Annotated in this window: 12 protein-coding genes; 6 read left to right on the top strand and 6 right to left on the bottom strand. The window is 63.6% G+C overall.

Annotation, left to right across the window (positions count from 1 at the left end; all coding sequences use genetic code 11):
• Nucleotides 1-27: 27 nt before the first annotated feature.
• From BUB53_RS01395 to BUB53_RS01385, 4 genes are all read right to left on the bottom strand, one after another.
• Nucleotides 28-1,212: a vWA domain-containing protein gene (locus BUB53_RS01395; protein ID WP_073031880.1), complete on the bottom strand. Its 1,185-nt coding sequence runs from the start codon at nucleotides 1,210-1,212 to the stop codon at nucleotides 28-30.
• Nucleotides 1,213-1,222: 10 nt separating this feature from the next.
• Nucleotides 1,223-1,390, bottom strand: coding sequence for a solute carrier organic anion transporter (locus BUB53_RS22915; protein ID WP_143163106.1), 168 nt, complete (start codon nucleotides 1,388-1,390; stop codon nucleotides 1,223-1,225).
• Nucleotides 1,391-1,399: 9 nt separating this feature from the next.
• A complete protein-coding gene (locus tag BUB53_RS01390) occupies nucleotides 1,400-2,767 on the bottom strand; it encodes a DUF2927 domain-containing protein (RefSeq protein WP_073031878.1) in 1,368 nt (455 codons plus the stop codon).
• A gap of 279 nt (nucleotides 2,768-3,046) precedes the next feature.
• Nucleotides 3,047-3,886: an AAA family ATPase gene (locus BUB53_RS01385; protein WP_073031876.1), complete on the bottom strand. Its 840-nt coding sequence runs from the start codon at nucleotides 3,884-3,886 to the stop codon at nucleotides 3,047-3,049.
• A 159-nt stretch (nucleotides 3,887-4,045) separates the two neighbouring features.
• Between BUB53_RS01385 and dksA the strand changes: the two genes are divergently transcribed.
• Nucleotides 4,046-4,501 carry an RNA polymerase-binding protein DksA gene (dksA, locus tag BUB53_RS01380; RefSeq protein ID WP_073031874.1) on the top strand — a complete coding sequence of 152 codons (456 nt, stop codon included), beginning with the start codon at nucleotides 4,046-4,048 and terminating at the stop codon, nucleotides 4,499-4,501.
• 70 nt (nucleotides 4,502-4,571) lie between these two features.
• Nucleotides 4,572-5,765, top strand: coding sequence for an FAD-dependent oxidoreductase (locus BUB53_RS01375; RefSeq protein WP_073031872.1), 1,194 nt, complete (start codon nucleotides 4,572-4,574; stop codon nucleotides 5,763-5,765).
• Here BUB53_RS01375 and xth read toward each other — a convergent pair.
• Entirely contained in the window at nucleotides 5,749-6,531 is a 783-nt protein-coding gene (xth, locus tag BUB53_RS01370; protein WP_073031870.1) for an exodeoxyribonuclease III, read from the bottom strand. The genes BUB53_RS01375 and xth overlap by 17 nt on opposite strands.
• Nucleotides 6,532-6,658: 127 nt before the next feature.
• Entirely contained in the window at nucleotides 6,659-6,982 is a 324-nt protein-coding gene (locus BUB53_RS01365) for a HesB/IscA family protein (RefSeq protein ID WP_073031868.1), read from the bottom strand.
• A gap of 78 nt (nucleotides 6,983-7,060) precedes the next feature.
• Here BUB53_RS01365 and BUB53_RS01360 point away from each other — a divergent pair, with 78 nt between their 5' ends.
• The 4 genes from BUB53_RS01360 to argS all read left to right on the top strand — a co-directional run bounded on the left by BUB53_RS01360 (nucleotide 7,061) and on the right by argS (nucleotide 12,583).
• Nucleotides 7,061-8,230, top strand: a complete 1,170-nt coding sequence (locus BUB53_RS01360) for a deoxyguanosinetriphosphate triphosphohydrolase (protein WP_073031866.1) — start codon at nucleotides 7,061-7,063, stop codon at nucleotides 8,228-8,230.
• 3 nt (nucleotides 8,231-8,233) lie between these two features.
• Nucleotides 8,234-10,087 carry a cation:proton antiporter gene (locus BUB53_RS01355; RefSeq protein ID WP_084728779.1) on the top strand — a complete coding sequence of 618 codons (1,854 nt, stop codon included), beginning with the start codon at nucleotides 8,234-8,236 and terminating at the stop codon, nucleotides 10,085-10,087.
• A gap of 63 nt (nucleotides 10,088-10,150) precedes the next feature.
• A complete protein-coding gene (locus BUB53_RS01350) occupies nucleotides 10,151-10,786 on the top strand; it encodes a Rossmann-fold NAD(P)-binding domain-containing protein (RefSeq protein ID WP_159437751.1) in 636 nt (211 codons plus the stop codon).
• 51 nt (nucleotides 10,787-10,837) lie between these two features.
• Nucleotides 10,838-12,583, top strand: coding sequence for an arginine--tRNA ligase (gene argS / locus BUB53_RS01345; RefSeq protein ID WP_073031859.1), 1,746 nt, complete (start codon nucleotides 10,838-10,840; stop codon nucleotides 12,581-12,583).
• Nucleotides 12,584-12,647 lie beyond the last annotated feature (64 nt).

Here is a 12,647-nt window from a genome sequence, read left to right as displayed (position 1 = left end):
CCGGCGTGTCTTGCGATCTGGTCGGGACTAGCGGATCAACTCGCGCATCCCGCGATCCAGACCTTCGAGGGTCATCGGGACCATGCGGTTTTCGAAAATCTCGGAGATCATGTTGATGGAATGGGTATAGCCCCAGTATTGCTCGGGGACGGGATTGATCCAGAGATGCGAGGGCCATTGTTCGCGGGCGCGTTGCAGCCAGACCTGCCCGGCCTCGGGATTCCAGTGCTCGTTGGCCCCGCCGGGATAGGCGATTTCATAGGGTGACATGCTGGCGTCGCCGACGAAGATGCATTTGTAATCCGACCCGTAGGTATGCAGGACATCCCAGGTGGGGGTTTGCTGATCGTAGCGGCGGCGGTTGTCGCGCCAGACACCTTCGTACAGGCAGTTATGGAAATAGTAATATTCAAGGTGTTTGAATTCGGCACGCGCCGCACTGAACAATTCTTCGACCACCTTGATATGAGGGTCCATTGAACCACCCACATCCAGAAACAACAGCACCTTCACCGCATTGCGCCGCTCGGGGCGGGTTTGCACATCGAGATAGCCGTGTTCGGCGGTGGCGCGGATCGTCCCGTCGAGGTCCAGCTCGTCATGCGCCCCGTCGCGGGCCCATTGGCGCAGGCGTTTCAGGGCGACCTTGATGTTACGGGTGCCCAGTTCGACACTGTCGTCGAGATTGCGGAACTCGCGCTTGTCCCAGACCTTGACCGCACGGCGGTGGCGCGACTTGTCCTGTCCGATGCGCACGCCTTCGGGATTGTAGCCATAAGCCCCGAAGGGCGAGGTGCCGGCGGTGCCGATCCACTTGTTGCCCCCCTGATGGCGGCCCTGCTGTTCGCGCAGCCGTTCCCTGAGGGTTTCCATGAGCTTGTCGAATCCGCCGAGCGCTTCGATCTCGGCTTTCTCTTCCTCGCTCAGGTGCTTTTCGGCCAGTTTCTCAAGCCACTCGGCGGGCAGGTCGACGGCGTTCAGCACGTCCTCGGCCGAAATATCTTCCAGCCCGTCGAAACTGGCGGCGAAGGCGCGGTCGAAGCGGTCGATCATGCGCTCGTCCTTCACCATCGCCGCGCGCGCCAGATAGTAGAAGCCTTCGATGTCGTAGGTCACCAGATTGGCGCGCATCGCTTCGAGAAAGGTCAGGTATTCACGCAGGGAGACCGGAACGCCGGCGGTGCGCAGGTTTTCGAAGAAGGGCAGGAACATGCGCGCCCCCTCAGACGGAGGCGCGGTGAATGATCAGGGTGGCGAACAGGCCGATCAACGTGAAGATCAGTGCGTAGACAAAGGCGTATTGCAGAATATCGGCCAAGCGCCCCTTGCGGCGTTTGGCGATCACGCCGCCGATGACTGCGCCCAGAATGGCCCCGATGATGACGATCATTTGCGTTGTTTACCCGTTCGGTCCCTTTAGCGGGTTGAGCGCTGAAATCTCGCGCAGCCTGGCGCGCACGGCCCAATCCTCTCCGAACCCGTAGCGTGCCCAGCCCAGACTGTCCAGACGCACGGCGTTGGCTTCGGAGGTGCGCCCGTTCAGATCCAGCGCCTCGGCGCGCAGCATCATCAGGGTTGAAAGCAATGCGGCGTTTTCATAGCGTTCCGCCGTGGCAAGATGGGGATTGAGCAGCAACAGCGCATCCGCGCCGCGCCCCTGGCTGATGGCGTAGGCCGCAAGTTGCGCGCCGGTATAGGCGCGGTGCAGTTCGCTGCCCGGTGTCCGGCTGTAGAACTGATCGGCAATGACGAACTGATCCTGAGCGAAATCGGGGTCCGTGGCCTGTGCCAGACGCCCAAGTGCGAAATGGCTGAAGGCCCGCCGATGATCGCGCCAGCCCACGGCCTCGGCGATACGCACCGCGCTCAGCGCTGCGTCGCGACGTTGCGCGGGGCGCGCGCCCGGACCCAGGGCGGTCTGGATGGCGTCGATCCATTCGCGGGGGGTGGATGAGGCATGCTGAGATGCGCGACGGTCCCCGGCGGGGTTGAGCCGGCTCAGGATCGCGGGCAGCCGTGCGGCCACCTGCGCGCGGGTCATGCCAGAGCGCAATTCCGGCGCGTAATAGGCCCGCAGGATCAGCATGTCGAACCCGGTCAGGACCGTGTGAACGTTGTCGTCGTTGAACACTGAATCGGGCAGGCGATAAAGATCGTTGAGCGGGCCGAGGGCCTGGGCCAGCTCTTCGTGCAGGCAATCGCGCACCTCTTGCGGGGACGAGTCGTTGGGCAGGAAGATCGCCAGTTTCTTGCGGGTGGTCAGCAGGCTCCAGTTGGTGGCGCGGCTGTGCCGGGCCGTGCGGTACTGCGACAGGCGCGAGATATTGGGAACGACAAAGCACGCCGCCTTGGGCAGGTTGCGCCGGATTTCCGAGCGCGGCACGGCCTCGATCGTGATATTGGCGTTGCCGTTCCGGACACGGGCAACGTCGATACCGGCCTCGGTGCGCAGCCGGTGGACGAGCCTGTTCAGATCGGGAATCAGCGTCGGCGGCGGGGTGCCGGTGACGGCGATGCTGATCGGTTCTTCGAAACGGGAAAAATACTTGAGGGTCCGCCCCGATTCCAACTGGAAGGACAGTTCGAGAAAGTCCCTCTGAATATCGCGGTTGGAGCGCATCGGGGGAACCGGGCGCGGCGACGAAAACGACTTGATCGCCGGCATGGTCGAAATTTCATGGGTGGCCGCGCGCGAGGGCATATCGACGGACGGGCCGGGCGCGCACGCGCCGAGCATGAGGCAGAAAGGTAGAATGACGCGGCGCATGTGCCCCCCGAAGCCAGTGTTCCCAGTGATGCGGCCGGGGCTGAGTGACCCCCGAAAGCCTGACCTGCACTGGCGGATATGCATCTGCGACGGTGCCGTGAAGCACAGCCGCCCGACGATCTGCCCGATGCCTTTGCAGGACGATATGAACACTGCGCGTCCATCCTGTCGCCGATAAGGATCATTCGGGGCGAAACTATGACTCTTTGCGCGCCCCTCCGGAGAGGTCCGCGCAAAGCCGTGTTTCGAAGTCGATGTCACAGGATCGCCCAAATCGTTTCAGCGGGATCGCCGCGCCATGAAGGCGAGACGCTCGAAAAGATGCACGTCCTGTTCGTTTTTCAAAAGCGCGCCGTGCAATCTGGGCAGTGCATCGGCGCCATCCCGCCTGAGGTCCTCCGCCGTCAGGTCTTCGGCCAGAAGCAGTTTGAGCCAGTCCAGAACCTCGGAAGTGGAGGGTTTTTTCCTGAGCCCCGACTGGTCGCGGATCTCGTAGAACTGCGTCAGCGCGGTGGTCAGCAGCTGTTCCTTGATGCCGGGGTGGTGGACCTCGACGATCCGCTTCATGGTGTCCTGATCGGGAAAGCGGATGTAGTGGAAGAAACAGCGCCGCAGGAAGGCGTCGGGCAGTTCCTTTTCGTTGTTCGAGGTGATGATCACGATGGGGCGATGTCGGGCGCGCACGGTTTCGCCGGTTTCGTAGACGAAGAACTCCATCCGGTCGAGTTCCTGTAGCAGGTCGTTGGGAAATTCGATATCGGCCTTGTCGATCTCGTCGATCAGCAGGACGACCTTTTCACCGGCCTCGAAGGCCTGCCAGAGCTTGCCCTTGCGGATGTAGTTGCGCACGTCATGCACGCGTTCGTCGCCCAGCTGGCTGTCGCGCAGGCGCGAGACCGCGTCGTATTCATAAAGCCCCTGCTGGGCCTTCGTGGTGGACTTGATGTTCCACTCGATCATCTTGAGGCCAAGCGCCTGCGCCACCTGCCGGGCCAGTTCCGTCTTGCCGGTTCCCGGTTCGCCCTTGACCAGCAGCGGGCGTTCCAGCATGACGGCCGCGTTGACCGCCACAGTCAGGTCGTCCGTTGCGACGTAAGAGTCGGTTCCCTCGAATTTCATATCTTTTTCAGTCCTTTTTGCAGCTTTTACAGGCAGCGTCGCGGTGCACAGTAGGCTGATCGGCAAAACACATCAATGCAGCGTGATTGACTAGTGACATTCCCTTTCGCCGGGTGTAATTGCAGCCCGAGGAAGCGCCACGATCTTAGGAGACGACGAATGTCGGACGTTGGCCTTGATGAGGGGAAAACGATGAAAGCCGAAGTCTTTCTGCCCAACGATTACCAACCGGCCGAAGACGAACCGTTTATGAATGAACGCCAGTTGGAGTATTTCCGGCGCAAGCTGGTCAACTGGAAAAACGAACTTCTGGAAGGCACGCGCGACACGATCGAGGGCCTGCAGGACGGGACACGGGCAATTCCCGATGTCGCCGATCGCGCCAGCGAGGAAACCGACCGCGCCATCGAACTGCGCACGAGAGACCGTCAGCGCAAACTGGTTGCCAAGATCGATTCCGCCCTGCGCCGCATCGAAGAGGGCGAGTACGGGTATTGCGAAGTCACGGGTGAGCAGATCAGCCTGAAACGTCTGGATGCGCGCCCGATTGCGACCATGACGCTGGAAGCCCAGGAGCGTCATGAGCGTCGCGAGAAAGTCCATCGCGACGATTGAGCATGATCTTCATGAAATTTCATCGACGCCGGGGCTTTCGCTCCGGCGTTTTTCGTTTCAATAGGGTCACATGAGTCTCGATGGATTGAAAACGCTGGTCATCGGCGGCGGTATCGGAGGGTTGGCCACGGCGCGTGCGCTGGCCCTGCGCGGTGCGGATGTCACCGTGTTGGAGCAGGCCCCGGAAATTGCCGAGGTCGGGGCCGGTTTGCAGGTCAGTCCGAACGGTTTTGCCGTTCTGAATGCGCTTGGTCTTGGGCAGGCGCTACGCGATCTGTCGGTCCGGGCGCGGGGCGTCAACCTGCGGGACTATCGCGGGGCGCGTGTTCTGTCGCTGGATTTGGGACGGCTGGAAAATGACGATTACTTTTTCGTTCACCGCGCGGATTTGATCGACATTCTGGCACAGGGCGCGCGGCAGGCCGGGGCCAAGCTGCGCCTGTTGCAAAAAATCAGGTCTATTGAGCCCGGCGCGGACGGGGGCAGGCCGCGCGTGGGGCTGGCCAATGGCGCGATACTGAGCGCGGATCTGGTGATCGGGGCCGATGGGCTGCATTCCGTGGCGCGGCAAGCCCTGAACGGGCGCGTCGCTCCGTTTTTCACCGGGCAGGTGGCCTGGCGGGCCGTGGTGCCCAACACTGGCAATGCCCCGGCGGAGGCCTGCGTGCACATGGGGCCGCACCGGCATCTGGTGAGCTACCCGTTGCGGCAGGGCCGCATGTTGAACCTCGTCGCGGTTCAGGAACGCGCGGCATGGAGCGAGGAAAGCTGGAGCCAGGAGGACGATCCCATCGCCTTGCAGGCCGCATTTTCCGATTTCGGACCGGAGGTGCAGGCCATGCTTTCACGGGTTGAAACGGTCAATCTGTGGGGGCTGTTCCGTCATCCGGTGGCGGCGCGGTGGCATGCGGGCGGGGTGGCGCTTGTCGGCGATGCGGCGCATCCGACCTTGCCGTTCATGGCGCAAGGGGCCTGCATGGCGCTGGAGGATTCCTGGGTGCTGGCCGAGTGTCTGGACGGGGCAGGGGCGCTTGAGGATCGTCTGGTTGCCTATCAGGAGTGCCGCCGCGAGCGGGTTTGCAGGGTGGTCGAGACGGCCAATGGCAATGCGTGGAAATATCACCTGTCGTTTTCGCCGCTCAGATGGGCCGCGCATACGGCCCTGCGCGTGGGCGGGGCTGTGGCGCCGGGGCGGCTGATGCGGCAGTTCGACTGGATCTATGGCTACGATGTGACCAAGGCGGCGCTCAGGCGTCCAGCGTAATCCAGATCGGCACATGGTCCGAGGGCTTTTCACGCCCGCGCACGGCCTTGTCGATCTGGCAATCGGTCAGAAGGTCCGCCGCCTGTGGCGTCAGCAGGAAATGGTCGATGCGGATGCCGTCATCGCGGTTCCATGCCCCGGCCTGATAATCCCAGAACGTGTAATGCCCCGGCCCGTGATGGCGGGCGCGGAAGGCATCGGTAAAGCCCAGATTGACGATCCGGCGAAATGCGGCGCGGCTTTCGGGCAGGGCCAGCGCGTCTTTGGTCCAGGCTTCGGGGCGTTTTGCATCCTCGTCCTGCGGGATGATGTTGTAATCCCCGGCCATCAATGCGGGTTCTTCCGATTTCAGCAGATCGGCGGCGCGGGCCTTGAGCCGCTCCATCCATGCCAGTTTGTAATCGTATTTCGGCCCCGGCGCGGGGTTCCCGTTGGGCAGGTAGAGCCCGCAGACCCGCACGGCCGTCTTGTCGCCGATCACCGTGGCCTCGATCCAGCGGGCCTGTTCATCCTCGTCATCGCCGGGCAGGCCGCGGCTGATATCCTCGAGCGGCAGTTTCGACAGGATCGCCACGCCGTTGAAACTTTTCTGGCCGTGGGTTTCGACGGTATATCCCTTGTCCTCGAACAGCTCGCGCGGAAAATTTTCGTCGATGGATTTGATTTCCTGCAAGACGACGACATCCGGCTGCGCCTCGTCCAGCCAATCCGGCAGGGCCTGAACGCGCGCCTTGATTCCGTTGATGTTGAAGCTGGCAATCTTCATGTGTCGCGCCTTTCCGATATCCCTGGCCCTCTATCGCGCAGGAGCGGTGGCAAGACAAGGGTGAGGCTGAGAAAGGCGCGGTTTCGGTGTTGATGCGTTACGCAAACTTCATCATATAACGTATTGATTACATGGAGAATGACGTGCCGCAGCCACAGGAACTGCTGGCGTTGGGATTGTCGATCGTGAACCGCGCGCCGATCAGTTCTTCGGTAAAGTCGATGGTGGCGCCGGACAGAAACGGCAGCGAGACGCTGTCGACCACGACCTTTTCGCCCTGACCTTCGAGCACCAGATCGTCCTCGGCGGGGGTGTCGAGGCGGATATCGTACTGGAACCCGGAACAGCCCCCGCCTTCGACGGCGATGCGCAATGCCTGACCTTCGGTTCCGGCGCCGATTTCGGCCAGCCGGGCAAAGGCGCGCTCGGTGACTTTCGGGGGCAGTTGCATACGGGGGCTCCTGATGGTTTCGTTGTTCCGTGCTTTCCAATATATGGAGCAGGAAAACGGGCGACAAGGATAGCCGACATGCATGTTCTCTATGCCTCGACTCCGGCGCAGACCCAGGGGCGTCTGGTGGCCGAGGAGGAAAGCGCGTTTCGTTCCTGTTATCAACGGGATCGCGACCGCATCATTCATTCCAGCGCCTTTCGCCGCCTCAAGCACAAGACGCAGGTGTTCGTCGAGCACGAGGGCGATTATTTTCGCACGCGGCTGACCCATTCCATCGAGGTGGCGCAGGTGGCGCGCACCATCGCCGGGGCGCTTGGGCTCAATCAGGAACTGACTGAGGCGGTGGCGCTGGCGCACGATCTGGGGCACACGCCCTTCGGGCATACGGGCGAGGATGCGCTGAATGCGCTGATGCAGCCCTATGGCGGGTTCGATCACAATGCGCAGGCGGTGCGGATCGTCACCGCGCTGGAGCGCCATTACGCGGAATTCGACGGGCTGAACCTGACATGGGACACGCTGGAAGGGATCGCCAAGCATAACGGCCCGGTCACGGGCGATCTGCCCTATGCGCTGGCCGATTACAATGCGCGCCACGATCTGGAGCTTCACACCCACGCGAGCGCCGAGGCGCAGGTTGCCGCGCTGTCCGACGATGTGGCCTACAACAATCACGACCTGCATGACGGGCTGCGCGCGGGGCTGTTCAGCGAAGACGACATTCGCCGGTTGCCCATCGTTGGGCCGTGTTACGACGAGGTGGACGCGGCCTATCCCGGTCTCGATCCGTACCGGCGCAGGCACGAGGCGTTGCGGCGCGTGTTCGGGGTGATGGTGGCGGATGTGATCGAAACCTCGCGTGCGATCCTGCAACAGGCTGCGCCGCAAAGCGCCGCAGAGGTGCGCCATCTGGGGCGTCCGGTGATCCGGTTTTCAATCGGGATGTGGCAGGCGCTGCGCGAAATCCGCGAGTTCCTGTTCTCGCGGATGTATCGCGCGCCGTCGGTCATGGAAATGCGCGCGCAGGTGACGCATGTCGTCGAGGACCTATTCCCGTTTTACCTTGCGAAGCCGGAGCTTTTGCCCGACCGTTGGCGGCAGGATGTCGAGGCGGCGCGGGACGAAACGACGCTGGCCCGTCTGGTGAGCGATTACATTGCCGGTATGACCGACCGTTTCGCATTGCAGCAGCACGCGCGCCTTTTGGGGGGCGCGGGCGGGTCCGGTGCATGGGGAGGCGCTTGAGGAATGGCGATGGAAGCGGCGGCGGACGGGGCATTGGCCCCGGTGATGAGTTTTGCGCTGGTCGGGGTGCTTGGCGTCGGCGCGCAATGGGCCGCGTGGCGGTTGCGGATGCCGGCCATCGTCCTGATGCTGGTGGCGGGCTTGCTGATCGGGCCGGTTCTGGGCGTGTTCGATCCGGCCCGTGATATCGGCCCGCTGATGGGGCCGATGATCGCCATCGCGGTGGCGATCATCCTGTTCGAGGGCGGTCTGACCCTGAACGTGCACAGCCTGCGCGGCGCTGCCGAAGGGGTTCGGCGGCTGATTTTTCCGGGCGCGCCGCTCGGGTGGCTGTTCTCGGCCCTGGCGCTGCACTATGTGGCGGGGCTCAGCTGGGCCTCGTCGGCGGTGTTTGGCGGTATCATGATCGTGACCGGCCCGACGGTGATCGCGCCGCTGTTGCGGCAGGCGCGGCTCAATCGCAGGCCCGCGCAATTGTTGCAGTGGGAGGCGATCGTCAACGACCCGATCGGCGCTCTGGCGGCGGTTCTGGCCTTCGAGGTGGTGCTGGTTCTCAATACGTCGGAAACCATGGGCACCGCGATCTGGGACATGGCGCGCGGGATCGTCGTGGCGGCGGTCATGGGGATTGCCGCGGGCTGGATCGTGGCGGAGGCCTTCCGCCGGGCCTGGGTGCCGGAATACATGAAGGTTCCGGTGCTGTTCGCCACGTTGCTGATGGTGTTCGCCCTGTCGGATTCGGTGTTGCACGAAAGCGGGCTGCTGGCGGTGACGGTGATGGGCATCTGGATCGCCAATGCCGACCTGCCCAGCTATACCGAGATGCGCCGTTTCAAGGAACATGCCACGATCCTGCTGGTCTCGGGGGTGTTCATCCTGCTGGCCGCCAACATGGATTTTGACCGGCTGGCGATGTTGGACTGGCGCGCGCTGATTTTCATTCTGAGCGTGATCTTCGTCGTCCGCCCGCTGACTGTCCTGTTGTCGCTGGCGGGCACGCGGCTGCCGTTCAGGGAGCGGCTGCTGGTCGGGCTGACGGGCCCGCGCGGTGTGGTTCTGGTGGCGGTCGCGGGGCTGTTTGCCGAGCGTCTGGTGGCGTCGGGCGTCGAGGATGCGGCCCTGCTGGGGCCGCTGGCCTTTGCGCTGGTGGCGGCGACGGTTGTCCTGCACGGGTTTTCACTGCGCCCGCTGGCGGCGGCGTTGGGGCTGGCGGGCAAGGGCAATCCCGGTGTGATCATCGTGGGCGGGTCGCGTTTTGCCGCTGCCTTTGCCGAGGCGCTGCAAAAGCGTGAGGTGCCGGTGCTGATCGCCGATGCGAACCGCGCCCGGTTGCGCAGTGCCCGCGAGGCGGGCTTGCCGGTGTTTTTCGGGGATATCCTGTCGGAGGCCGCGGAGCATGGCGTTGAAATCATGAGCTATGGCCGGATCATGGCGGTCAGTGACAACGATGCCTACAATACCCTCGTCGCGACGGACCTTGCGCCGGAATTCGGGCGCGACAATGTCTTTCAGTTGCGGCGCGCCAAACAGGAGAGCCGCCGGCATGCCTTGCCAAGCACCCTTGGCGGACGGGCGATTGCGGGCGGGCTGACCTATCTCGAACTGGCCTCGAAGATGAGCGCCGGCTGGAAGGTGCGCGCGACGAACCTGACCGAAGAGTTCACCTTCGAGGATTGGCGCAGCCGCAATCCCGAGGCCGTGGCCCTTGCCGAACATGACGAGGGGGGCGAATTGCGGCTTATTCCCGACGAGGGCGAGCCGCGCAAGACCAAGGGAACGACCCTGCTTTCACTGGCGCCGAAGACCGAGGCGGTGAAGGAGGGGGCCGAGGGTGAAAACGAGGAAAAGGCAGGCTGAGCGTGATGCGCTGCTCTTGGTGGGGCGCTTGTCATCCCGAATGCCGCATGGGCGAGTATAGGCGTGCAAAATCTGGACTTCATGGGGAAAACCGTACTGATCGCCGGGGCCGACTGCCCGGCAGGGTCCGAAATCTGCGCCGCATTTGCGGCGGCGGGCGCGCGGGTTGTTCTGAGCGGTCGCAATGAACAGGCGCTGCGCGAGGCTGCGACAGCTAACCCCGAGCGGGTCGATCATCTGGTGATGGATCTGTTGCGCCCGCGCCCGTGCCAGGCCTTCGGGGCAGGGTGGGGGAACGAGCCGCTGGATGTTCTCGTGCTTTTGCAGGCGCTCGCGGCGCCCGAGCGGCCCGGTGCGGTCATCGCGGCGATCCCCGCGCTTTGCCGTGCCTTCGCGCAAGGGCTGGCGGCGGCGCGGAGCCCGCGCGTGGTGAGTGTCTTTGCGGCGCCGTCGCAGGAGGCGTTGGCGGAACACAGGGCCTATGACAGGGCAATGCAGGAATTGCCCGCTGCACTGGAGCACGACCTGCGGGGTGCTGGCGGGGGAATTCCGGTTCATGCCCTGCGCATTTCCAATGCCGGGGGGTTGAAATCCGTGCAAGGTCTGGCAGAGCTTGCGCGGACGGTCCTGTGGCTTTGCGCCCCGCACGCCCCGACGATTGGCGCGGCGGTATGGCCCGTGCTGCTGCCTTGCGATTGACGCGCGCAATTGCAGTGATAAACCCACGACCAACGAACAAGGGATGATCCGATGAATCTGTTCACCGAAATTCACGCGTTGGTTCTGGACGAACTGGCCGTGCTTCAGGACGAGGGCAAGCTGCCTGCGGGGCTTGATCTTTCGAATGTCACCGTAGAGCCGCCGCGCGACCCGGCGCATGGCGACATGGCGACGAATGCCGCGATGGTGCTGGCCAAGCCCGCCGGTCAGAAGCCGCGCGATATCGCCGTGGACCTGGCCGCGCGCCTGTTGGGGAGCGAGCGGATAGAAACGGCCGAGGTCGCTGGTCCGGGGTTTTTGAACCTGCGGCTGGCGCCCGGCGTCTGGCAGGATGTCCTGCGCGCCGCGCTGGAACGCGGAGATGATTTCGGGCGCTCGGATATGGGCGCAGGCAAGCGCGTGAACGTGGAATATGTCAGCGCCAACCCCACGGGGCCGCTGCATGTGGGCCATACGCGGGGCGCGGTGTTCGGCGATGCCTTGGCCAGCCTGCTGGATTTCGTGGGCTACGATGTGACGCGCGAATATTATATCAACGATGGCGGCGCGCAGGTGGATGTGCTGGCGCGCTCGGTCTACCTGCGCTACCTCGAAGCGCACGGGCAGGCGGTGGCGTTCGAGGACGGAACCTATCCCGGCGATTACCTGATCGCCGTCGGCGAGGCGCTCAAGGCGCAGGTGGGCGATGCCTATGTCGATCAGCCCGAGGCCGTCTGGCTGGCCGAGATACGCACCTTTGCCACCGAGGCCATGATGGACCTGATCCGTGCCGACCTGAAGGCGCTTGGCGTCGAGATGGACGTGTTCTTTTCGGAAAAGTCGCTCTATGGCACGGGCCGCATCGAAGAGGCGCTGAAGGCGCTCGAAGACAAGGGGCTGATCTATGAGGGCGTGCTCGAGCCGCCCAAGGGCAAGACGCCCGAGGATTGGGAGCCGCGCGAGCAGACGCTGTTCCGCTCAACCGAGCATGGCGACGATGTGGATCGTCCGGTCAAGAAATCCGACGGAAGCTGGACCTATTTCGCGCCCGACATCGCCTATCACTATGACAAGGTGGAACGCGGGTTCGACATGCTGATCGACGTGTTCGGCGCCGATCATGGCGGCTATGTCAAACGGATGAAGGCCGCCGTGTCGGCCCTGACCGACGGGCGGGTGCCGCTGGACATCAAGCTGACCCAGCTTGTGAAGCTGTTCAAGAACGGCGAGCCCTTCAAGATGTCCAAGCGGGCCGGGACATTCGTGACCCTGCGCGATGTGGTCGATCAGGTGGGCCCGGACGTGACGCGCTTTGTCATGCTGACGCGCAAGAACGACGCGCCGCTGGATTTCGATTTCGACAAGGTGCTGGAGCAATCCAAGGACAACCCGGTTTTCTATGTGCAATATGCCAATGCGCGCGTGAACTCGGTGCTGCGCAAGGCGCGCGAGGCGGGGATCGAGGTGGAGGACGCGACGCTGGCCGGGGCCGATCTGTCGATCCTGACGCATGAGGCCGAAACCGCCGTCGCCAAGAAGCTGGCGGAATGGCCGCGCATGGTCGAGATCGCGGGCCGCACGAACGAGCCGCATCGCGTGGCGTTCTACCTTTATGATCTGGCGTCCGAGCTGCATGCGCTGTGGAACCGGGGCAATGACGACCCCTCGCTGCGCTTCCTGCAGGAGGGCGATCCGGCCACAAGCCAGGCCAAAATCGCGCTCGCGCGGGCCGTAACCGTTGTTATTTCCGCAGGTCTTGGTATTCTTGGGGTAACTCCGGCCGAAGAGATGCGGTGACAGCCGCGCAAATGCGCCGGGGATCAGGCAAGTCAAAATGACCCCCGGCGGCCAAGTATCGCTG

This window comes from Roseovarius pacificus (assembly GCF_900142665.1).
Lineage (GTDB): Bacteria > Pseudomonadota > Alphaproteobacteria > Rhodobacterales > Rhodobacteraceae > Roseovarius > Roseovarius pacificus.
Note: the sequence above shows the minus strand (reverse complement) of the source record. Positions and strands in the feature narration are given on the sequence as shown.